At 64.5% G+C, this 22,901-nt stretch carries 11 protein-coding genes, 2 rRNA genes and 2 pseudogenes; 9 read left to right on the top strand and 6 right to left on the bottom strand.

The window, feature by feature from the left end; translation table 11 throughout:
* Positions 1 to 334: 334 nt before the first annotated feature.
* The 5 genes and pseudogenes from QF036_RS23805 to QF036_RS23785 all read left to right on the top strand — a co-directional run bounded on the left by QF036_RS23805 (position 335) and on the right by QF036_RS23785 (position 8,767).
* Positions 335 to 3,461 (top strand): 23S ribosomal RNA (locus QF036_RS23805).
* A gap of 152 nt (positions 3,462 to 3,613) precedes the next feature.
* Positions 3,614 to 3,730, top strand: a 5S ribosomal RNA gene (rrf, locus tag QF036_RS23800).
* 462 nt (positions 3,731 to 4,192) lie between these two features.
* The gene (locus QF036_RS23795) at positions 4,193 to 4,477 is read left to right on the top strand and encodes an HU family DNA-binding protein (RefSeq protein ID WP_003803320.1); all 285 of its coding nucleotides are present in this window, start codon (positions 4,193 to 4,195) and stop codon (positions 4,475 to 4,477) included.
* 114 nt (positions 4,478 to 4,591) lie between these two features.
* The gene (locus QF036_RS23790; protein ID WP_307105702.1) at positions 4,592 to 6,754 is read left to right on the top strand and encodes a cytochrome c oxidase assembly protein; all 2,163 of its coding nucleotides are present in this window, start codon (positions 4,592 to 4,594) and stop codon (positions 6,752 to 6,754) included.
* Positions 6,754 to 8,767 (top strand): annotated as a pseudogene (locus QF036_RS23785) (NHL domain-containing thioredoxin family protein). Before QF036_RS23790 ends, QF036_RS23785 begins: the two are co-directional and overlap by 1 nt.
* A gap of 107 nt (positions 8,768 to 8,874) precedes the next feature.
* Here the strand turns inward: QF036_RS23785 and QF036_RS23780 are convergent.
* Together QF036_RS23780 and QF036_RS23775 are read right to left on the bottom strand one after the other, a co-directional pair.
* Positions 8,875 to 9,867, bottom strand: a complete 993-nt coding sequence (locus QF036_RS23780) for a hypothetical protein (protein WP_307105701.1) — start codon at positions 9,865 to 9,867, stop codon at positions 8,875 to 8,877.
* Positions 9,868 to 9,996: 129 nt separating this feature from the next.
* Positions 9,997 to 11,710: pseudogene (locus tag QF036_RS23775) on the bottom strand (helicase HerA-like domain-containing protein).
* 149 nt (positions 11,711 to 11,859) lie between these two features.
* Here QF036_RS23775 and QF036_RS23770 point away from each other — a divergent pair.
* The 3 genes from QF036_RS23770 to QF036_RS23760 all read left to right on the top strand — a co-directional run bounded on the left by QF036_RS23770 (position 11,860) and on the right by QF036_RS23760 (position 17,323).
* A complete protein-coding gene (locus QF036_RS23770) occupies positions 11,860 to 12,849 on the top strand; it encodes an LLM class flavin-dependent oxidoreductase (RefSeq protein ID WP_307105699.1) in 990 nt (329 codons plus the stop codon).
* A gap of 379 nt (positions 12,850 to 13,228) precedes the next feature.
* Positions 13,229 to 14,551 (top strand): hypothetical protein, encoded by a 1,323-nt coding sequence (locus QF036_RS23765; protein ID WP_307105697.1) that lies wholly within the window; start codon positions 13,229 to 13,231, stop codon positions 14,549 to 14,551.
* 129 nt (positions 14,552 to 14,680) lie between these two features.
* The gene (locus QF036_RS23760) at positions 14,681 to 17,323 is read left to right on the top strand and encodes a trehalase-like domain-containing protein (RefSeq protein WP_307105695.1); all 2,643 of its coding nucleotides are present in this window, start codon (positions 14,681 to 14,683) and stop codon (positions 17,321 to 17,323) included.
* Positions 17,324 to 17,339: 16 nt separating this feature from the next.
* Here QF036_RS23760 and QF036_RS23755 read toward each other — a convergent pair whose 3' ends face one another.
* From QF036_RS23755 to QF036_RS23740, 4 genes are all read right to left on the bottom strand, one after another.
* A complete protein-coding gene (locus QF036_RS23755; RefSeq protein ID WP_307105694.1) occupies positions 17,340 to 18,461 on the bottom strand; it encodes an FAD-dependent oxidoreductase in 1,122 nt (373 codons plus the stop codon).
* A 53-nt stretch (positions 18,462 to 18,514) separates the two neighbouring features.
* Positions 18,515 to 19,441, bottom strand: a complete 927-nt coding sequence (locus QF036_RS23750) for an AEC family transporter (RefSeq protein WP_307105692.1) — start codon at positions 19,439 to 19,441, stop codon at positions 18,515 to 18,517.
* Positions 19,442 to 19,602: 161 nt separating this feature from the next.
* Complete coding sequence (gene panD, locus QF036_RS23745) at positions 19,603 to 20,031, bottom strand: aspartate 1-decarboxylase (RefSeq protein WP_307105689.1); 429 nt, start codon at positions 20,029 to 20,031, stop codon at positions 19,603 to 19,605.
* Positions 20,032 to 20,089: 58 nt separating this feature from the next.
* On the bottom strand, positions 20,090 to 21,142 hold the full coding sequence (locus QF036_RS23740; RefSeq protein ID WP_307105687.1) for a LysR substrate-binding domain-containing protein: 1,053 nt from the start codon (positions 21,140 to 21,142) through the stop codon (positions 20,090 to 20,092).
* A 157-nt stretch (positions 21,143 to 21,299) separates the two neighbouring features.
* Here QF036_RS23740 and QF036_RS23735 point away from each other — a divergent pair, with 157 nt between their 5' ends.
* The gene (locus QF036_RS23735) at positions 21,300 to 22,760 is read left to right on the top strand and encodes an amino acid permease (RefSeq protein WP_307105686.1); all 1,461 of its coding nucleotides are present in this window, start codon (positions 21,300 to 21,302) and stop codon (positions 22,758 to 22,760) included.
* Positions 22,761 to 22,901 lie beyond the last annotated feature (141 nt).

Here is a 22,901-nt window from a genome sequence, read left to right as displayed (position 1 = left end):
GGGTGGGGATGCGCGGTTTAGTGTTTGGCACACTGTTGGGTCCTGAGGCAACAGGGCCGGGGAGGGTGACTTTCCCGGGTTTTGTTTGTTTCTGGTTTCCTGGCTGCACGGATCATGCGCGTTGGCTCCTTTGGGGGTGGTGTGTGGGGTGTGTGGTACGGGGTTGTTGTTTGAGAACTACATAGTGGACGCGAGCATCTTTTATAAGAAGCAATTTCCAAGAATATGAACCTGGATCTGGCTGCGCGTGATGATGGCTTCCCTTGTGGGGGAGTGGTTGTTGGGTGTGGTTGGTTTTCGTGGTTCTCTCGAAAATTACTCCTTGATCTTTTGTGGTCAAGTTTTTAAGAGCACACGGTGGATGCCTTGGCATTAGGAGCCGAAGAAGGACGTAGGAATCTGCGATAAGCCTGGGGGAGTCGATAACCGGACTGTGATCCCAGGGTGTCCGAATGGGGAAACCCCGCCAGACGCGCGAGTGATCTGGTGACCCGCATCTGAACACATAGGGTGCGTGGAGGGAACGCGGGGAAGTGAAACATCTCAGTACCCGCAGGAAGAGAAAACAACAGTGATTCCGTTAGTAGTGGCGAGCGAACGCGGATCAGGCTAAACCGACCCATGTGTGATAGCCGGCGGGCGTTGCATGGGCGGGGTTGTGGGACTTGTTGTCCTGGTTCTGCCGGACCGGGGAGGTGTGAGTGCTGGTATAGGTGAACGGTCTTGAAAGGCCGGCCGTAGAGGGTGTGAGCCCCGTAACCGTAATGCTGTGCACCGCCTTTGATGAGTATCCCAAGTAGCACGGGGCCCGAGAAATCCCGTGTGAATCTGTCAGGACCACCTGATAAGCCTAAATACTCCCTAATGACCGATAGCGGACCAGTACCGTGAGGGAAAGGTGAAAAGTACCCCGGGAGGGGAGTGAAACAGTACCTGAAACCGTGTGCTTACAATCCGTCGGAGCAGCCTTGTAGCTGTGACGGCGTGCCTTTTGAAGAATGAGCCTGCGAGTTAGTGTTACGTCGCGAGGTTAACCCGTGTGGGGAAGCCGTAGCGAAAGCGAGTCTGAACAGGGCGTTGCAGTGGCGTGATCTAGACCCGAAGCGAAGTGATCTACCCATGGCCAGGTTGAAGCGACGGTAAGACGTCGTGGAGGACCGAACCCACTTCAGTTGAAAATGGAGGGGATGAGCTGTGGGTAGGGGTGAAAGGCCAATCAAACTTCGTGATAGCTGGTTCTCCCCGAAATGCATTTAGGTGCAGCGTTGCGTGTTTCTTACCGGAGGTAGAGCTACTGGATGGCTAATGGGCCCTACAAGGTTACTGACGTCAGCCAAACTCCGAATGCCGGTAAGTGAGAGCGCAGCAGTGAGACTGTGGGGGATAAGCTTCATAGTCGAGAGGGAAACAGCCCAGACCACCAACTAAGGCCCCTAAGCGTGTGCTAAGTGGGAAAGGATGTGGAGTTGCGAAGACAACCAGGAGGTTGGCTTAGAAGCAGCCATCCTTAAAAGAGTGCGTAATAGCTCACTGGTCAAGTGATTCCGCGCCGACAATGTAGCGGGGCTCAAGTACACCGCCGAAGTTGTGGCATTCACATATTTTCCAAGCCTTTGTGGTTCAGGAGTGTGGATGGGTAGGGGAGCGTCGTGTGGGCGGTGAAGTCGCGGTGTAAACCAGCGGTGGAGCCTACACGAGTGAGAATGCAGGCATGAGTAGCGAAAGACGGGTGAGAAACCCGTCCGCCGGATGATCAAGGGTTCCAGGGTCAAGCTAATCTGCCCTGGGTAAGTCGGGACCTAAGGCGAGGCCGACAGGCGTAGTCGATGGACAACGGGTTGATATTCCCGTACCGGCGAAAAACCGCCCATGTTGAACAGGGGATACTAACCGCCCGAGACCTGCCCGACACCCCTTGTGGGTGAAGGGTTTTGGTGGAGCGCGGGACCTGATCCTGGGAGGCAAGCGTATTAACAGGTGTGACGCAGGAAGGTAGCCGAGCCGGGCGATGGTTGTCCCGGTCCAAGGATGTAGGGCGAACGGTAGGCAAATCCGCTGTTCATGTGCCTGAGATCTGACGGGACTCCCGTAAAGGGGGGATTCGGTGATCCTATGCTGCCTAGAAAAGCATCGGCGCGAGGTTTTAGCCGCCCGTACCCCAAACCGACACAGGTGATCAGGTAGAGAATACTAAGGCGATCGAGAGAATTATGGTTAAGGAACTCGGCAAAATGCCCCCGTAACTTCGGGAGAAGGGGGGCCCCAACCTTGAACGGTACTAGCGACCGGGAGGGGATCGGGGCCGCAGAGACCAGGGGGAAGCGACTGTTTACTAAAAACACAGGTCCGTGCGAAGTCGCAAGACGATGTATACGGACTGACTCCTGCCCGGTGCTGGAAGGTTAAGAGGACCGGTTAGCCTCACGGCGAAGCTGAGAATTTAAGCCCCAGTAAACGGCGGTGGTAACTATAACCATCCTAAGGTAGCGAAATTCCTTGTCGGGTAAGTTCCGACCTGCACGAATGGAGTAACGACTTCCCCGCTGTCTCAACCATAAACTCGGCGAAATTGCAGTACGAGTAAAGATGCTCGTTACGCGCAGCAGGACGGAAAGACCCCGAGACCTTTACTATAGTTTGGTATTGGTGTTCGGAGTGGCTTGTGTAGGATAGGTGGGAGACGTTGAAGCCCGGACGCCAGTTCGGGTGGAGTCATCGTTGAAATACCACTCTGGTCACTTTGGACATCTAACTTCGGCCCGTAATCCGGGTCAGGGACAGTGCCTGATGGGTAGTTTAACTGGGGCGGTTGCCTCCTAAAAAGTAACGGAGGCGCCCAAAGGTTCCCTCAGCCTGGTTGGCAATCAGGTGTCGAGTGTAAGTGCACAAGGGAGCTTGACTGTGAGAGAGACATCTCGAGCAGGGACGAAAGTCGGGACTAGTGATCCGGCGGTACATTGTGGAATGGCCGTCGCTCAACGGATAAAAGGTACCTCGGGGATAACAGGCTGATCTTGCCCAAGAGTCCATATCGACGGCATGGTTTGGCACCTCGATGTCGGCTCGTCGCATCCTGGGGCTGGAGTAGGTCCCAAGGGTTGGGCTGTTCGCCCATTAAAGCGGTACGCGAGCTGGGTTTAGAACGTCGTGAGACAGTTCGGTCCCTATCCGCTGCGCGCGCAGGAAATTTGAGAAGGGCTGTCCTTAGTACGAGAGGACCGGGACGGACGAACCTCTGGTGTGTCAGTTGTACTGCCAAGTGCACCGCTGATTAGCTACGTTCGGATGGGATAACCGCTGAAAGCATCTAAGCGGGAAGCTCGCTTCGAGATGAGATTTCCATACACCTCCGGGTGTGAGAGGCCCCCAGCCAGACCACTGGGTTGATAGGCCGGATGTGGAAGCGAGGACTAACGACTCGTGAAGCTGACCGGTACTAATAGGCCGATAACTTACACCACACAAGAACAAAGAATGCTTGCGTCCACTATGTGGTTCCCAACCAACAAACCCGTTGGAAGCGAACCGAAATAAATTGAATAACAACACCACTGTTGTTGTAACCACTGTTTTCCCACACACACCCGCGCGGGTGTGTGCCGGGTCAAAGGGTTACGGCGGTCATAGCGTGGGGGAAACGCCCGGTCCCATTCCGAACCCGGAAGCTAAGACCCACAGCGCCGATGGTACTGCACCCGGGAGGGTGTGGGAGAGTAGGTCACCGCCGGACAACCATTAGGTCGAGAGCCCCAACCAGTCACTGGTCGGGGCTCTCCCGCATTTAACCCGGCTTTCACAGCACCGGGAGCCTGGTTTCGACAGGCTCAACCAACGGACCCCTCCCGCAGGCTCCGGCAGCACCCCGCGGGAGCTGAGGAAGCGTCCGGACCCAGGCGACAAGATGTGAGGAAGCGTCCGGACCCAGGCGACGGGATGTGAGGAAGCGTCCGGACCCAGGCGACGGGATGTGAGGAAGCGTCCAGGGCCGGGCGGCGCCCGAAAGCGGGGGAGAACCGGGCAGGGGGCCGCTTTTGGCTGGAAATCCTTGAAATACCGGTGATTTAGGTCAAAAAGTCGCGGAAACACGCGGAATTTATCCCCCTCCCGGGTGCAAGCTGGTAAGTTTTCGAACAGTGGCTTGCACGCACGCCGCATGCAGGCTCCAGTATCAAGAGCGTCCAGGAGGACATACATGGCTAAGAACCGTAGTGAACTTGTTTCAGAGGTAGCAGGCAAGGCCGGCACCAGCCAGGCAGCCGTCAACTCCGTGCTCGATGCACTGTTCGAGGTTTTCGAATCTTCTGTCGCCGCCGGCGAGAAGATCACCATCCCGGGCTGGCTCGCAGTTGAGCGCACCGACCGTGCAGCCCGCACTGGCCGCAACCCGCAGACCGGCGAGACCATCCAGATTGCGGCCGGCCACAGCGTCAAGCTGACTGCAGGCTCCAAGCTGAAGGCCGCTGTCTCCAAGAAGTAGTCTTTCTCAGCTCAGAGGAGCGGCAACCCGCGGGTTGCCGCTCCTCTTGCTTTTAACCCTCGATCCGCCAACCCTCGATTCGCCGCCTTGCCGACGGTAGCGGACAATGGATAGGTGCCCTCAGCAGCAAAGCCCCTCACTCCGCAACCCGCGCCCGATTCGGGCACGCGGGCCACTGACAGTGCCTTTGGCATCCAGCGGGCCTGGCAGCTGGCCGGACTCGGTGCCCTCTTCCTGGGGCTGGTGGCTGCCTTGCTGTTCTCCGGCGCCGCGGCCGCCCGTGAAGTTTCCGACCCCGGAGCGCTGGTGCGTTGGGGCCTGCCGGTCAGCAAGGCCATCCACAATGTCTCCCTTGCCGCTGTAGTCGGCGGGCTGATCTTCGCTGCAGGTATCCTGCCCCACAAGCTCGGGGGTGTGCGGTCGAAGGACAGCGACGCGCCCGAGCACCCCGCCTTCACCCGCGCGCTTGCCGTTGCGGCAGCCGCAGGCGTGGCCTGGACGCTGTCCGCCATCGCCGTCCTGGTGCTGACCTACTCTGATGTGGCGGGGCAGGGCATCTCCGGGGATGCCGAATTCACCCAGGCCCTCGTCTACTTCATGACAGACATTGAAACCGGGCGCGCCTGGCTGGCTGTCACGATCATCGCCGCCGTCGTGACAACCGCCCTCTTCGGGGTGCGTTCCCTGACCGGCCTGGTGTTTACGCTGCTGCTGGCACTGATCGGCCTCGTCCCCACCGCGCTGATCGGCCACTCCGCCAGCTCCAGCGACCACGAGGGAGCCATCAACTCGCTGGGCCTGCACCTGGTGGGGGTCAGCGTCTGGGTGGGCGGCATCATCCTGCTCGCCCTCCTCTCCGGTTTCCTCGCCCCGCGCAACCAGGCCCGCAGCGGCCTGGCGTCCCAGCCGGGCGGCCACGACATCACTGAACCGGTCCTCCGCCGGTTCTCGTCACTGGCAGGGTTCGCCTTTGCGCTGGTGTTCGCATCGGGCGTGATCAACGCCAGCATCCGCGTGACCAGCTGGGCTGATCTCTTCGGCTCGGCCTACGGGCAGCTGATCCTGGCGAAGTCCGCCGCCACGCTGGTACTGGGTGGAATCGGCTTCATGCACCGGCAGTGGGTCATCCCGCAGCTGGCCCGTGCGGGGGCTGCCATGTCGGCGCGGCGCGTGCTCTGGCAGCTGATTCTCATCGAACTCCTCATTATGGGCGCCACGTCCGGCATCGCAGTCGCACTGGGCCGTTCCGCGCCGCCGGAACCAACAACTTATGCGGCAGATGCCTCGCCGGCGTTCATCCTCTCCGGCTACGAGCTGCCGCCGGAATTGACGCCCGAACGCTGGTTGACCGAATGGCGCCTGGACTGGCTCTGGATCGCCGTCGCCATCTTCGGCCTGGTGTCATACCTCCTGGGCGTGGCGAAGGTCCGCGCGCGCGGGGACAGGTGGGCCTGGTTCCGCACCACAAACTGGATCATTGGCCTGCTGGTGCTGACCTACATCACGTCGGGACCGCCGTCGGTATACGGCCGTGTACTGTTCTCCGCGCACATGGTGGACCATATGGCCCTCACCATGGTTGCCCCGATCTTCCTGGTGCTTGGCGCCCCCGTGACGCTTGCGCTCCGGGCCCTTCCGGCACGGAGGGACGGGTCCCGTGGCCTCCGCGAATGGCTCCTGCTGTTCGTCCACTCGAAGTTCTCCCAGGTGGTCACCCACCCGCTGTTCGCCGCCGCCAACTTCGCCGGCTCCATCGTGCTGTTCTACTACTCGGATGCCTTCAGCCTCGCGATGCGGGAACACGTGGGCCACGAACTGATGAACCTGCACTTTGCGCTGACGGGCTACATCTTCGTGCTCAGCATGATCGGCACCGACCCGCTTCCCCGCCGTGCGCCGTACCCCCTGCGGCTCCTGCTCCTGCTGGCCACCATGGGCTTCCACGCCTTTTTCGGCGTGGCCATCATGGGCGGCACCAACCTGCTGGCCGCCGACTACTTCGGCAACCTCGGCCGCAGCTGGGGAGGCTCGGCCCTGCTGGACCAGCAAATGGGCGGTGCCGTGGCCTGGGGCATCGGCGAGGTGCCCACCCTGCTGGTGGCCATCGGCGTCGCCATCATGTGGTCAAGGTCCGATGAACGCGAAACCCGGCGCACAGACCGGGCCGCGGACAGGAATAACGACGCCGATCTCACCGCTTACAACGATATGTTTGCCAAATTGGCTGAACGCGACGCCAAGTTGGCTGAACGCAACTCAAAGCTGGAAGGACGCTGATGAGCGAAACTGTACGCACCCACCTCCGGGTCCGCGCCTCCGAACTGGTGGGCCGCAACTGGCTGAACACCGGCGGCAAGTCTTTGGACCTGGAGGCACTGCGCGGCAAGATCGTGCTCCTGGACTTCTGGACCTTCTGCTGCATCAACTGCCTCCACGTGCTGGACGAACTCCGTCCGCTGGAGGAAAAGTACTCCGACGTCCTGGTCACCGTGGGCGTGCATTCCCCGAAGTTCGAGCACGAGGCCGATCCCGTCGCGCTGGCCGCCGCCGTGGAGCGCTACGAGATCCACCACCCGGTCCTGGACGACCCCGAACTGGAAACGTGGAAGGCTTACACGGCCCGCGCCTGGCCCACGCTGGTGGTCATTGACCCCGAGGGCTACATCGTGGCGCACCTTTCCGGCGAAGGCCATGCTGACGGCCTGGGCGTGCTCATTCCCGAGCTGATCGCCGAGCATGAGGCCCGCGGCACCCTGCACCGCGGCAACGGCCCCTACGTGGCCCCGGAACCGACGTCGGGAACCCTGCGCTTCCCGGGCAAGGCGCTCTACCTTCCGTCCGGCCGTGGTTCAGCGTCCGCCAGTTCAGCATCCGCCAGTTCAGCGTCCGACGCCGGTGCTGCCGCCGGAGCCGCTGACGCCGGCACCTGGCTTGTCACGGATACCGGCCACCACCGCGTTCTGGAGCTCGGCACCGACTTCCACACCGTGCTGAGCACGTATGGTTCCGGGGAGAAGGGCCACGCCGACGGTGCCGCCGGCACCGCCCGGTTCAACGAACCCCAGGGTCTTGTCCTGCTGCCGGAAGACGTGGCAGCGAAGACGGGCTACGACGTCGTAATTGCCGACTCCGTCAACCACCGCCTGCGGGGACTGTCGCTTGCGGACGGAACCGTCACTACCCTCGTCGGCAGCGGTGTGCAGCGGCTCCTCGAAACCGGGCCCGCCCGCGTGGACGAGGACGCAGCCGGCTTCACCGGACGCCTGGGAGACCACCCCCTGGACGTGGCGCTCAGCTCGCCGTGGGATGTCGTCTGGTCCAGCAAGCTGAACGCCGTGGTGATCGCCATGGCCGGTGTGCACCAGATCTTCAGCTACGAGCCGCTCACCGGGGATGTCTCGATCGTCGCCGGCAACGGACTGGAAGGCCTGCTCGACGGGCCCGCCCACGAGGCCTGGTTCGCGCAGCCGTCAGGTGTGGCCGAGGACGCCGACGGAAAAATCTGGGTGGCGGACTCCGAGACCTCTGCCCTGCGCAAGCTGGTGATCGGCGACGACGGAACAGTCACCGTTGAATCAGCGGTGGGCAAGGGCCCTGTTCGACTTCGGCTTCCGCGACGGCGAGGCGTCCGAGGCGCGCCTGCAGCATCCACTGGGCGTCACCGTGCTGCCGGACGGGTCCGTGGCCATTGCCGACACCTACAACGGTGCCGTGCGCCGCTACGATCCGGCCGCCGGCACCGTATCCACGCTGGCGCGTGGTCTGGCCGAGCCGTCCGACGTGATCGTCGACCACACCCAGGTGGCCGGCTCCGAACCGCTGCTGGTGGTGGTCGAAGCGAACAAGCACCAGCTTGTCTACGTGCCCATCCCTAAAGAGGCCCAGCAGGTGGACGAGGGCGCCGCCCAGACGCACCGGCCCAAGAGCCCTGTGGCGCCCGGTCTGATGGAGCTCACTGTCCGCTTCACGGCGCCCACCGGCCAGAAGCTCGATGACCGCTGGGGCGACCCCACCCAACTGAAGATCTCCTCCACCCCGCCGGAGCTGCTCGTGTCCGGCGCCGGGACCTCCGTGGGCCTGCTCCGTACGCTCGAGCTGGCCTCCGACGTTCCGGAGGGCATACTGCACATTACGGCCCGCGCAGCTGCCTGTGACGGCCCGGAAACCGAAGACGGCGAGATCCCCGACCACGCCGCCTGCCACCTGTACCAGCAGGACTGGGGCATTCCCGTGGTGCTGCAGGCCGACGGCGACACCGATCTGGTGCTGGACCTGCGCGGCATGGACTAATCCCGGCACGTTGCATCGGCTGCCGTTCGTGAACGCTGTTACGGCGTCACGGGCGGCAGCCTTTCGCGTTGACAGGGGGGACGTCGTGCACGACCCGGACTTAGCCCCTAGAAGGTGAGCAGGGGCGTGACCTTGATGGTGTCGCCGTCGATGTCCAGCCGGGTGGTGAAGCTGAAATCGTGCTCCACGTCCAGGGGCGAGACGGCTCCGGAGAACAGATCGACCTGCTCGGCCGTGATCTTTGCCTTGCCGTCCAGCGGCGCCACCACCCACTTGCCGTCGAAAGGCTCGATGGTGACTTTCGGGTACTCGGTGATGCTCCACTTGATGGTGCCGTCCACCACGCGGTTGTTGGTCACGTGGTAGAACGGGCAGTCGGGTTGGAGCTTTTGCTGCTGGCCGGCTTCCGCCGCGCACTTGTCGAGGAACTCCTTGACCCGGGCGGACACCGCCTGCTTGAGTTCGTCGGTGGCATGCGTCAGCAGGTTCAGCGGGGCAGCGGGAGCTTCCCGTCCGGAGACTGTGGCCCGCGTGGGGGGAGCTGCGAAGTATTGGCCGTTGAGCGACGCCTCGTACTCGCCCGGGTAGAACACCGCGAAGCTGTTGTGCCCGCCGGGCATGTTCACCGGCACGCCGTTCATCGTTGCCTCGCTGGAGTTCACCACCGTCACGTCCACGGTGGGCAGGGTGGTCGGCACGAAAGACCACTTATGGAAGAACAGCCATTCGGTGCCGGTGCTCTCCAGCAGGAACTCGGTGTGCAGCTGGCTGCCGTCGATGGTGTAGTCCATCGGCACCATCACCCGGTTGCCGCCGCGGGCCACTGCTGCGCCGAGCTTGACGTTCGTGATCCGCGATGCCGCCGTCTGCAGGGCAGTTCCGTCGAGCATGGCGGCGTCGGCTTCCGGCACTGACGCGCGGAGCAGGCCAAGCGCCCGCTCGCCTTCGCCGTGCTGCAGGGCCTCCAGATATTCGCGCACCGGCTGCTGCGGACTGGCCACGGAGGAGTTGACCAGATTGACCGAAACGATGGACCCAACGATGGCAAGCATGAGGCCCAGCAGCCACCCGGCCGCCGTCTTCACCAACGCTTGACTCATTTGCACGCACCCCACGTTACCTGCAACGTCACGCAACTCTGGAGTAGCGCCGGTCCCCATGACGCCCGCCCAACGCGCAGGAACGCCCGACGGCGGGACCTCACCCGCCGCTTTCGGCGCTACCTTCGGCTAGCGGCGGCGCCGGGACGAGGTGCCGAAAACGCCCCGCAGGAGCTCCCGGCCGAGCTGCGTTCCCATGGACCGGGCCATGCTTTTCAGGCCGCTGCCAAGGACTCCGCCGAGGGCGCCGGTGATGTCGTCCATCATGCCGCCGGACGGGGGAGCCTGGCGGCTGGCCGGGGGCGGAGGTGCGGACGCGCCGTCGGCCTGCCGGCTACTGGGCTGCCTGCTGCTGGGACGGCCGAGGATCTCCTCCTCGATGCGGCGGGCTTCCTCGTCGATGGCTGTTGGGTCAGGACTGCCCGGGACGAACACTTCGGGCGAAGGCGCCGGCGGCTGGCCGGGAGCCGCGGCCCCTGTGGACGCCGCGGCCCTGCCGGTCAGCTTCTCATACGCTGAGACGTTGTCCACAGCAGTGCCATACTTCGCGAGCAGCGCAGACCCTGCCACGGTGCTCCTGACCAATTCGACGGCGCTGGGACCCATGGCGGATTCCGGCGCCCGGAGGCGGGCCAGGGCAACCGGCGTCGGGGCTCCGCGCTCGTTCATCACCGTGATGACGGCTTCGCCGATGCCCGCGGACGTCAGGGTTTCCTCGAGGTCATAGTCACTGACCGGGAACGTGGAGACGGTGGCTTTGAGGGCCTTCGCATCCTCTGGCGTGAAAGCCCTGAGGGCGTGCTGGACCCGGTTGGCCAGCTGTCCGAGGACGTCCGCAGGAACATCCTTCGGGGTCTGCGTGACGAAGAAGATGCCCACGCCCTTGGAACGGATCAGGCGGACGGTGGTGGTGATGGCCTCCAGGAAAGCCTTGGAGGCGTCGTTGAAGAGCAGGTGGGCCTCGTCGAGGAAGAACACCAGCTTGGGTCTGTCGAGGTCGCCGGCTTCGGGCAGGTCCTCGAACAGGTCCGCGAGCAGCCACATGAGGAACGTGGAGAAAACCATCGGCTTGGTCTGCAGGGTGGGCAGCTCCAGGCAGCTGATGACGCCACGCCCGTCAGGCGCCGTGCGGAGCAGCTCGGCGGTGTCGAACTCGGGCTCGCCGAAGAAACGCTCCATGCCCTGCGCCTCGAGTGTCACCAGCTCGCGCAGGATGACGCCGGCGGTCGCCTTGGACAGGCCGCCCAGCTCCTTGAGCGCTTCCTTGCCCTCGTCGGAGATGAGGAACTGGATGACGGCTCGCAGGTCCTTCAGGTCCACCAGCTCGAGGTTGTTCTTGTCCGCAAAGTGGAACACGAGCTGGAGGCTGGATTCCTGCGTGTCGTTGAGCTCCAGGACCCGGGAGAGCAGGATGGGCCCGAACGAAGTAATCGTGGCCCGGACCGGGATGCCGTCGCCGTCCCCGCCAAGGGCCAGGAATTCCACCGGAAACGTCTTCCCGGACCAGGCCTGTCCGATGCTCTCGGTCCGCTTGGCCAGCTTGTCGCTTCCGGCGGCCGCCGTGGCTAGCCCGGAGAGGTCGCCCTTGATGTCTGCCAGGAATACGGGCACCCCGGCCGTCGAGAGCTGTTCCGCCATCATGTGCAGGGTGACGGTCTTGCCCGTGCCGGTGGCGCCGGCCACGAGCCCGTGCCGGTTCATCATGGGAAAGCGGCAGCCGGACGGGAGCGTCCTTGTGCAGTTCGCCGTCGACGATGGCGGCGCCCAGCTCGATGGTGGCACCCTCCAGGGCATAGCCCTTTTGGATGGTGGCTACTTTATCTGCGGTGGACTTGTGGGCCATGCCGCCAGCATAGCGGGAGGCGCATGGACTGGATATGTGGACAGCGTCACCGCCGCGGAAAGAAATAACCCGGGCTCCGCCGTCGTTGTTCCCAACGTGCCGCCGCGAGGCTGGCAGCTGCGCAAACCCCTACGAAAGGCCGTCCTGCCGTGACTGTTCCCCTCTCCATCCTCGACCTGGCAACCATCGGCAAGGGCCAGACGGCGGCGGAGAGCTTTGCCGGGAGCGTCGCCATGGCCCAGCTGGCCGAAAAGCTTGGATACAGGCGCGTCTGGTACGCCGAGCACCACAACATGTCTTCCATCGCGTCGTCTGCCACGTCCGTGCTGATCGCCCATGTCGCCGCCCACACCGACACCATCCGTCTGGGCGCCGGCGGAGTGATGCTGCCCAACCATTCCCCGCTCACCATCGCCGAGCAGTTCGGCACCCTGGAGACCCTGCACTCCGGCCGGATTGACCTGGGTCTCGGCCGTGCGCCCGGCAGCGACCAGAACACCATGCGGGCCCTGCGCCGTGATCCGCATTCGGCCGACACCTTCCCGCAGGACGTCCTGGAGCTGCAGGGCTACCTCACCGGGCCCACCCGCGTGCAGGGCGTGGAGGCGACGCCGGGCAGGGGAACCAACGTGCCCCTCTACATTCTGGGCTCCTCTCTTTTCGGGGCGCGGCTGGCTGCGCAGCTGGGGCTGCCGTACGCCTTCGCCTCCCACTTCGCCCCGAACGCGCTGCAGGACGCCGTCGCCGTGTACCGCCGGGAGTTCAAGCCGTCAGAGCAGCTGGCCGCGCCGCACGTTATCGCGGGCGTCAACGTGGTGGCCGCCGATGCGGCCTCGGACGCGCAGGAGATCCTGCGCGCCACGATGCGTGCCCGCGTCTCACTGTTCTTCGGCGGCGGGCGGCAATTCACCGACGACGAAGCGGACATGATCCTGGACTCGCCACAGGGACAGCACGTCTCGCAGATGATGAAGTACTCGGCCGTGGGCACCCCGGACGTCGTGCTGGATTATCTGGACGGCTTTGCCCGGCATGCCGACGCCGACGAGCTCATCGTGGCGCACCAGAGCACCGGAACCGAAGAACGGCTGCGCTCGGTTGAGCTCCTGGCAGAGGCAGCCGGACTGGTCAGCGTCTAACTACCTCAGGAAAAGAAATATTAGTCCGCTCTGGCGGGTGCGCTTTGACTAAACCTGCAGGTCAACGCGATGCGCGGGAAATGACCGCCGCATAATGGGGTATTCAGTGCCTCATTAGTCAACTGATATCTTTTGACTTCGGGCGGGGCGGAACTTAGCTTTAAGTGCGCAAGGTCTCAATCTCAACACTCATTGCCGGCTGGGTTGAATGTAGCGGTCTCAAATCACTACACGCCGTTGTCCCGCTCCCGAATGCCAAGGGCGGGGTAATTCGGTATGCCTGATATGGATCCACCGGACCGTGCACGGGGTGCTTTACGAATAAGGCATTGCTCTGCCATAAAGCACTTCCCGCCATTGACCAGATGCAGGTAAAAATATGAAGATCATGTCTCCGGCCGCCGCGGTTCTCGCCACCTTCTTCATGGTCACCGGGTTGATTGCCGGAGCTGCTGCTCCGGCGTCCGCCGCGGGCACCACGTACTATGTCAGCGCCGCCGGCAGTGACAGCAACTCCGGCACGGCCAGCACATCGGCGTGGAAGACACTTTCCAAGGTCAACCAGGCGGTGCTCAAGCCAGGCGACACGGTCAGGTTCCGCCGGGGCGACACCTTCAGCGGCGGCGTCGTCACCGCTCAAAGCGGAACCTCCACCGCCCCCATCACGCTGAACAGTTACGGCACGGGCAACGCCCCCATAGTCACCGGCGGAAAATCCGGAAACTGCATCCGGGTGAACGGCAGCTATACCATCGTTGAGGGTTTCCGCGCCGTGGCCTGCGGCTACGCCGGAATCAGCGTCACCGGCGACCGCAATACCGTGAGGAACTCCAGCGCGTCCAACAATGCCGTTGGGCTTAAGGTCGGCAGCGGGTCCGACTACGGCAAATACACGGGAAATTCGCTCACCAACAACAATGTGATGAATGTGAATACGCCGGGCACTAATTGCGGAACGTCGGCGGCCGTGAACTGCAGCGACGACTCGGGGGCTTTTGGTGTCCTGATTAACGGCAGCGACAATGAATTCTCCGGCAATATCGTCAGCGGGTCCACTGGCAAGTCCTATGACTACAACCAGGACGGCGGTGCGTTCGAAATCTACAACGGCAACCGCAACAACATTCACCACAACGTGTCGCTGGACAACAACAACTTTTCCGAGCTTGGAAAGTCCTCCGGCACGGCGGACGGCAACACGTTCCGCTACAACCTCATCCGCTCGACCTGCGGCGCCAACTGCTCCGAGGCCAAGGGCCTCATTGCGCGTGGAAACGGAACATCGTTCGGCCCCACCAACGGCACCGTTTTTGAGTTCAACACGGTCTACCTGACTGGCACCCAGTCGCAGGCAATCGTGTGCCACGCGACGTGCCCCGCCTCAACGGTGATCCGCGCCAACATCCTGGTGGGCGTCAGGAACTCCCTGTGGATCAACGGTTCCGGCTGGACCGAGAAGCAGAACGTGCTGAACGGGCCCGCAAACATCGCCCCGAACAGCACGTCGAGCACGGCGCCGGCCCGCTTCGCCAGTGCACCCGCGGACCTGCGCCTGACGGGCACCAGTCCCGCCATCGACAGGGCCGGCACCACGCCCTACACGGTGGACCTCATGCAAGCCCCGTCCGTTCAGAACGGGGACTGCGCCGGAACGGCCGCTGCTGACTCCGGAGCCTACGAATACGATTCGCCCAACTGCTGAATCCGGTTGGCGGGAAGAGAGCCCACAAAGTTACACGGACGCAATGACGGGGATATTCAGGGGAAACGGCCGCGGCGGACACTTTAGGTGTCCAATACCGATTGGGGATAATCCGAAGGATTGCCGCGCATGCCAACTCCGCTTAACCAGACGGTGGCCGATTCCGCACTGCTGACAAAATCCCTGCCGCTGGGCCTGCTGCGGGCCTTCGTCCAAGCAGAGGCGGCCGACGACGGGCTCACACCCCAGCTGCTCGGCGAACTGAAGATTCTGGCCCGGACGCCGGGACTGCTCGTCGCCTGCAATTACGGCGGGACCCTGTGCGCCGCCGAAGGCATCTCCACGGAAACACTGCCGCTCGGTGGCGCGGCCATCGCCCTCAGGGCCCTGGCCGCCCTGCCCAACACGCACGCCGCCGTCATCTCCGGGCGGTCGCTGCGTGACCTGGCCGCGGTCTCCAGGCTTCCCGCCGAGGTCCACCTGGTGGGTTCGCACGGGGCGGAGTTCGACATGGGATTCGCGCACGGACTGTCCCTGTCCACCGAGTCCGTGCTGCAGCAGGCCAACCAGTCGCTGCTCGAAGCCGTGGGCGCCCACAAGGGAATCACCATCGAACGGAAGCCCGTCGCGGTCTCTGTCCACACCAGAGCCGCCGCCCCGGACGTCGCGGCCATATGTGCCAGGAAGGCCGAGGAGGTTGCCCGGGCCCTCGGGCTGTTCTTCATCGTGGACGGTTCCGTCCTGGACCTGTCCGTGGTGCAGCCCTCCAAAGCCGATGCGCTGGACCATCTGCGGGCACGCCTGGGGGTGAGCGCTGCGCTGTACGCGGGGGACGCCGTCAGCGATGAACTGGCCATGGCCACGCTGCGCGGCCCGGACATGGGGCTGTGGGTGGGGGACCTGCCGTCGCCGGTCAAACACCGGCTGAAGGATCCGGAATCGTTCGCCCGGGTGCTCGGAATCCTCTTTGAGCTGCGCCGCGCCTGGCTTTTCGGTGAGGACGCCGTCGGCCTGGAGCGGCACTCCATGATCGGGAACGGTTCCTCCACGGCGCTCGTGACGCCCGAGGCAAAGATCTGCTGGATGAGCCACCCGCTGCCGGACTCGGGCTCCCTCTTTGCCCACATCCTGGGCGGCGACGCCGCAGGGCACTTCTCCGTGGAACCGGTCAAGGCGTCGCGGGTTTTGGGCCAACGGTACGTGGACAGCACGATGATCGTGGAAACACGGTGGGCGGACGTCACCGTGACCGACTATCTTGAGCCCGCCCCGGAAGGGATCACCAGCCTGGTCCGGGTGCTGTCCGGCACCGGTGCGGCCCGGATCGTCTTCGCACCCCGGCCGGATTATGCCAATGCGCCCTTCAGCATGGAGGCTCGCGGCGGCGAGCTTCACGTCGTCGGTACGTCCGACCCCATCATCCTGCTGGCGCCGGACGTCAGCTTCACCATCACCTCAGACGGGCGGCACGGCACGGCCACCGCCGAGGTTAACCTGCACCACGGACCGGTTGTCCTCAACCTCCGGTGCGGCGACACGGAGCCCCAGCGCCCGGCCGGTTCGGACGAGGCGGCGACGGACGAAGCGGACCGCAGGGCCGCCGTCGCCCATCACTCCCGCCGCTGGGTCCAGGGCCTGACGCTGCCGTCCGTCAAGCCGTCCCTGGTGCGGCGCTCGGCACTGGTGCTGCGCGCGCTGGTCCACGAGCCCACCGGCGCGGTGCTCGCGGCCCCCACCACATCCCTTCCGGAGGGCATCGGGGGGACCCGCAACTGGGATTACCGCTACTGCTGGCTGCGCGACGGCTCCATGACCGTCAGCGCCCTGGTGGATCTGGGGTCAACGGTGGAGGCCGACGGTTTCCTCAGGTGGCTGACCGGCATCCTGGCCAATGCCCCGGGGCCGGAATGGCTGCATCCGCTGTATTCCGTCACCGGTGCACCGCTGTCCACGGAGGCCATCATCGAGAGCCTGCCCGGATATGCTGGCTCGCGTCCAGTGCGGATCGGCAACGCCGCGGACCACCAGGTCCAGCTGGATGTCTTTGGCCCGATCGCCGAGCTGATCCACGGGCTGAGTGAGTCCCGGGGTTCGCTGGCGGATGAGCACTGGGAACTGATGGTCCAGATGGCCAGTGCCGTGCTGGCGCGGTGGCATGAGGCGGACCACGGCATCTGGGAGGCGCGCCGCGCACCGAGGCACCACGTCTACACCAAGGTGATGTGCTGGGTCACCCTGGACCGGGCACTGCGCACCGCCGCACGCCACGGCCGCAGCCCCGAGCCTGCCTGGGCAGACACGGCCGCAACCATCCGGGACGAGGTGCTCCGCGAGGGATGGGACCACACCGCCGCGTCCTACACCGTCGCCTACGACAGCCCCGACCTTGACGCCGCGGTCCTGCACATCGGGCTGTCCGGCCTGCTCGACGCCAACGACCAGCGGTTCCTGGACACCGTCACGGCCGTGGAGCGGGAACTCCGCGTGGGACCCACGGTCTTCCGGTACAAGTACGACGACGGCCTGCCGGGCCTGGAGGGCGGCTTCCACATCTGCACCACCTGGCTGATAGAGGCGTATGTGGCCGTGGGCCGGATCGCCGAGGCCTGGGACCTGTTCGACCAGCTGGTCAACCTGTTCGGACCCACGGGGCTGCTGCCGGAGGAGTACGATCCGGGCACCGAGACGCACTTGGGGAACCACCCGCAGGCGTACTCACACCTTGGGTTCATCCGCTGCGCCCGGCTCCTGGACCAGCACCAGCGGAACTGACCCTGGCAAAGACGCTCTAGGCGCGGGAGGCGGCAAAGATCGCCGGCGCCGGGCCCTCTCCGGTGGCAAGGTCCGCGAGGATCCGGCCCACCACCGGCGTAAACTTGAAGCCGTGCCCGGCGAAGCCCGCCCCGACGACCACGGGGCCGATCCGGTCCAGGACAAAGTTGTGGTCCGGGGCGGTCGTGTAGGTGCAGCTGATGTCGGTCATGGCGTCGGCGTCCACGCCCGGCAGCCAGTCCCGCGCGTACTGCTGCAGGGCCGCGCGCTGGCGCGGTTCGGGCAGGTAGGACCTCCGGTCCGGGTCCACCACGGGCCCCGCGCCGTGCCAGCCCGCCTTGACGCCCTCGCCGGGGGTCAGCATGCCGTACACGGGGGAGTAGAAGCCCGCGTAGTCTGCGCCCTCGCCGGGGAAATGGTTGAACCCGGGCCAGGTGGCGCCGTCGTCGGTGATGCCGAAGTGGGCGGGCTGCTCCTGCGTGACCGTCAGGCGCGGGGTGGAGACTGACCCAGCGAGCAGCTTGGAGGTCCAGCCGCCAGCGGTGACCACCGCCTGCCGGGCGGTGAGCACCTCCGTCCGCCCGCCGTTGTCCACGGTGAGCCGGACGCCGTCGTCGAGCATTTCCAGCCCCACAACCTTCGCGCCGTGCCGAATTGCCGCGCCGTTCCGCGCCGCGAGCCGCTGGAACGCCGGGAGGGCGGCCTCGGGGTTGAGCTGGCCGCCGTCGGGCATGTGGAGAACCTGCTGGTCGAAGCGGATGCCGCGCCAGCGCTCGCCGGCTTCGGCGAGCGGCACAAAGTCGGCCCGCAGGCCGGCGCTGCTGAGCGCTGCGTGGATGTCGCTGAGGCGGGGGTCGGGGCCGTGGTTGACGACGCCGGTGCGCGCCAGCAGCCGTTCGCCGCTCTCGTCTTCGAGCTCGGCCCAGAGCTTCAGCGTTTCGGCCAGCATGGCGACGTACTCGGGCTCAGCATAGGAGAGGCTCAGGTTCCGGGTTGCGCCGTGCGAGGCACCCTTATGGTGGCCGGGCGTGAACTGCTCGAGCAGGGTCACGTCGCGCCCCCGGGCGGCAAGCGCCCAGGCGGTGGCGGAGCCCATGGCTCCGCCACCGATGATCACGGTGTCCAGGGTGGTGTTCAAGGTTTCCTCCAATTCGGGCGGCAGCCGCGGAGCGGTCAGGGGTGGGCCGGCAGTTATGCCAGAAGCAGGGCCACACCGATCATCGCAGGCACGGCCACGATCGTAGTGATCAGGACGGTGTCCTTCGCGACCGTGAGCCCGGCCTTATACCGGCTGGCGGCGACGAACACGTTCTGCGCGGTGGGCAGGGCGGATGTGACCACCACGGCGAACAGCGCCGGGCCGTCCAGCCCGAGGGCGAAGCGTGCAAAGATGTACGCGATCGCCGGGTGGACGAAGAGCTTGAAGCCGCTGGCCAGCAGGGCATCGGTTCTCCGGCCGGCGGCCGCCTGCAGCGGCTTTGACCCGTTCAGGCTCATGCCGAAGGCCATCAGCATGGCCGGGATTGCGGCGCCGCCGATCAGGTGGATGGGCTCCAGAAGCAGCGGCGGGACCTGCCAGCCTGTTCCGGCGACCAGCAGCCCAAGGGCCGAACCGACGATCATGGGATTCTTCAGGATCAGCATCACGAACCGGAGCGGCGTGGTCCGGTGCGAGCTGGTGGTGGCATCGAGGGCCATGAGGAACATCGGCGTGAAAAACGCCAGCTGGAAGATCAGCAGGGGAGCGACATGGCTGGCGTCGCCGAGGACGTACACGGCAATCGGGATGCCCAGGTTGGCGGAGTTGGCCAGCGAGGCGCTCATGGACGACATCAGTGATTCCGGAACGGTGCGCTTGAGCAGGAACCTGACGATGACAAAGAACAGTGCGGCGGTGGTGGCGGCGCCGACTGCCGCCACGAGCAGTGGTGCCGCGAACACGTCGCGCAGGCTTGCCCTGCTCAGCGTTTCGAAGAGCAGCGCGGGACTGGCCACGAAGAAGGTCAGCCCGCTCAGGACCTGCCGGGCATTCTCGCCCAGGATCTTGCGCCGGCCCACGAACATGCCCACCAGGATGATGGACCAGACCACAAAAAAGCCTGCGAGGACGCCTAGCATCCGGGTGTCTCTGAAGGCTCGGGGCTACAGGCGGGGGCGTCCACCATCCCAGCCTAATCAGATTTATTCAGCGGCGGTTCACGTTGTGTCCGGGATCTCGCCATTCGGGCAGCAAGGTGCCCTGGATCAGTCGGGTACCCTGGATCAGTCGAGGGGCGCCGTCAGCTGCACGTGGCGTTGTTCAACGCGAACGGCGGGCGCATGAGACCTGTGGTGTGGCCCTCCGCGGGGTCGTTGCCGATCTGGACAATCCTGTTGTCCTTGTCCACGTGGACCACCTTGGGGGTGTAGGCCTTGGCCTCATCCGTGGTCATCTGGGCGTAGGTGATCAGAATGACGATGTCGTTTTCGTGCATCAGGTGCGCGGCCGCGCCGTTGATCCCGATGACGCCGGAACCGCGCTCGCCGGCGATGGTGTAGGTCTCGAGGCGGGCGCCGTTGGTGACGTCGACAATGGCCACGAGCTCGCCGGGCATGATGTCGGCAGCATCCAGCAGGTCCAGGTCTACGGTGACCGACCCCACGTAGTGCAGGTCCGCGTGCGTGACGGTGGCGCGGTGGATCTTGGACTTAAACATTGTGCGATTCATAACGTGAACAGTCTAACGCCGGGGTCAACGCTTGGCTGTGAGCCAGGGAACACCCCCGCTACACCGATTCTCCGCCTCCTGGTCTTCCTTGTGCTGCTCCTGCTGCTCCTGCTGCTCCTTCTGCTGCTCCTTCTGCTGCGGTGGCTGCTGCCGTTGTCGGCGTTGCCGCGGGGGCGCCGGAGGCGTCCGCGCCAGTGTCGATTTCCTGGGCAGCCGCGATGGAGGCGGCGGTGGAGGCAAGGATTTCGCGGGCCGCGAGGATGGCGGGGCGCTGCGCCCCGGAGCGCCGCACCGACGTGAACACCGTCCGCCTCGGCTTGCCGGGGAGATCCAGCAGCTGGGCCGTGGTGCCCCGGCCGGTCCACACCAGGTCCGGCATCAGGGCGACGGCATTTCCGGACTCGATCAGGCGGATCTGGGCCTGGAGGTCTGCTGTTTCAAAGCGGACGTCGGGCTCGAAGCCTGCACTCCGGCATGCCTGCTCGGCCCAGTGACGCGACGCCGCGCCGCGCGGTTCCATCACCCACGGCATCTCTGCCGTGTCTGCGAGTGAGTCGACTTCCGCCCTGCCCTCGGCGGGCGGCGGGACTGCGAGGCGGATGGCGTCACTCGTGAGGCGCACGCGGTCGAGCTCCGGGTAGCGCGGCGCTGCATGGCCGGGATACTGCTCGGCGATGACCAGGTCGAAGTCCCGGGCCCACGTCTCATGCAGCGCCGTCTCGGGTTCGCGCTGTGTCATCTCGATCCGGACTTCGGGGTAGGTAGCGGCGAGGCGGGTCAGCGCGTCCGGCATGAGTGCCAGTGCGGCGGACTGGAAGACGGCGATCCGCACGGTGCCCGAAACCGTGGTCAGTGATGCGGCCAGGTCTGCCTCCGCCTGTTCCAGTGTTTCCAACAGGTGGGCTGTATGCGCCACCAGAACCTCGGCCTGCGGCGTGAGTTGCACGCGGCGCCCAGTTTTCCTGAGCAGTTCCACCCCAACTTCCTTCTCAAGCAGGGCCAGTTGTTGGGAGACTGAGGAAGGACTGTACTGCAGAGCTGCGGCAACCTCGGCAAGCGTGCCCCGGATCTTCAGCTCGCGGAGCAGCCTCAACCGGCGAACATCAAGCATGGGCTGTTCCTTGGGTTGCACAAATGAATAGTTGGACTTACGAATACTGGTTAGAAGTATGCACTTTATCTAATGCAACACTGCTTGCATACTAAACAGATTGAGTTACCCCCATCACAGGGCGAAATGATGGGGCCGCACCTACGCAGGAGTCCCGATGAGTACACCAGATCACTCGCAGTCAATCTTGAGGCGCAAGCCCATTGACGACATCGAAGTAGAGAACAAGCACAGCGGCCTATTCAAGTCCCTCGGACTGTGGCAGCTGACCGCCATCGGCGTCGGCGGCATCATCGGCGTCGGCATCTTTTCGCTGGCCGGACTCGTGGCGCACGGCAGCGCGGACACGCCGGGCGTCGGACCTGCGGTGCTGATTTCCTTCCTGATCGCGGGCCTGGCTTCGGCCGCAGCGGCACTGTCCTACGCAGAATTCGCCGGCATGATCCCGCGCGCCGGCTCGGCATACACCTACGGCTATGTGGCCCTGGGCGAAATCGTCGGCTGGTTCATCGGCTGGGACCTGCTCCTGGAGTACATCGCGATCGTGGCTGTGGTGGCCATCGGCATCTCCGGCTACTTCGACGCGTTCCTGTCCGGCATCGGGATCCACATGCCCGTGTGGATGACGTCCACCCCTGACGAAGGCAAGGGCGGCATCATCAACCTCCCCGCCATCCTGGTTTGTCTGCTGGTTACTTGGATCCTCTCGCGCGGCACCAAGACTTTCGGCCGGTTTGAACTGATTGCCGTTGCCATCAAGGTTGTTTTGATCCTGTTCATCATCGGGCTGGGCGTCTTCTACATCAACACCCAGAACTTCAACCCGTTCATGCCTAGCGGCTTTGGTCCCGTCCTGGCCGGCTCGGCCACCGTGTTCTTCGCCGTGTTCGGCTACGACGCCATGAGTACCGCCGCCGAAGAGGCAACCGACGGCAAGAAGCACATGCCCAAGGCCATCGTCCTGTCGCTCATCATCGCCATGCTCCTCTACGTTGCCGCGACCCTCGTGCTCACGGGCATGCAGAATTACAAGGACATTGATCCCGCCGCCGGATTCGCTTCGGCATTCCAAGGCGTCGGCCTTCCTGTCATCGCCACCATCATCTCGGTCTTCGCCGTGCTGTCCATCCTTACCGTGATGCTCACGTTCCTCCTCGGCGTCACCCGCGTGTGGTTCTCCATGAGCCGCGACGGACTCCTCCCCGGCTGGTTCTCGAAGACGGACCGGCACGGAACCCCGCAGCGCGTGACCTGGATCGGCGGCATTGCGTCGGCGCTTCTGGCCGGCGTGTTCCCGATCAAGGCCGTCGCTGACCTCACGAACATCGGCATCCTCGCGGCATTCGTAGTGGTGTGCGTTTCCGTGATCATCTTCCGCTACACCAAGCCGGAGGCCCCGCGGACCTTCCGCCTGCCGCTGATGCCGGTGGTCCCCGCGTTCGGTGTCCTGGCCTCCGCCTTCCTGATGTTCCAGCTGCACTGGGAGACATGGCTGCGCTTCGGCATCTGGCTCGTGATTGGCCTGGTGATCTACTTCGGCTACGGCAAGCGGCACTCCCTAATGAACCCGAACAGCCCGCGGCACGACGAGGCCGTGGAGATGCACACGCCCGTGTAGCTCCCTTCATTTGGCGCCATACCGACGAACCCTCCCGCACCTCTCAGGTGCGGGAGGGTTCGTCGTTTGGCGACGAAAGCTGAGGGAGGGTTTGGGAGGAGGCGACAAAAGCTGAGGGCGCGTTTGAGAACAAGCGACGAA

The sequence above is a fragment of the Arthrobacter globiformis genome (genome assembly GCF_030817195.1).
Taxonomy (GTDB): domain Bacteria; phylum Actinomycetota; class Actinomycetes; order Actinomycetales; family Micrococcaceae; genus Arthrobacter; species Arthrobacter globiformis_D.
Note: the sequence above shows the minus strand (reverse complement) of the source record. Positions and strands in the feature narration are given on the sequence as shown.

Bases quoted from the DNA above. Each gene is read 5' to 3' on its own strand.
- QF036_RS23795 (WP_003803320.1), top strand. From the start codon at position 4,193: ATGGCTAAGAACCGTAGTGAACTTGTTTCAGAGGTAGCAGGCAAGGCC.
- QF036_RS23780 (WP_307105701.1), bottom strand. From the start codon at position 9,867: ATGAGTCAAGCGTTGGTGAAGACGGCGGCCGGGTGGCTGCTGGGCCTC.
- QF036_RS23765 (WP_307105697.1), top strand. From the start codon at position 13,229: ATGAAGATCATGTCTCCGGCCGCCGCGGTTCTCGCCACCTTCTTCATG.
- QF036_RS23760 (WP_307105695.1), top strand. From the start codon at position 14,681: ATGCCAACTCCGCTTAACCAGACGGTGGCCGATTCCGCACTGCTGACA.
- QF036_RS23750 (WP_307105692.1), bottom strand. From the start codon at position 19,441: ATGCTAGGCGTCCTCGCAGGCTTTTTTGTGGTCTGGTCCATCATCCTG.
- panD (WP_307105689.1), bottom strand. From the start codon at position 20,031: ATGAATCGCACAATGTTTAAGTCCAAGATCCACCGCGCCACCGTCACG.
- QF036_RS23740 (WP_307105687.1), bottom strand. From the start codon at position 21,142: ATGCTTGATGTTCGCCGGTTGAGGCTGCTCCGCGAGCTGAAGATCCGG.
- QF036_RS23735 (WP_307105686.1), top strand. From the start codon at position 21,300: ATGAGTACACCAGATCACTCGCAGTCAATCTTGAGGCGCAAGCCCATT.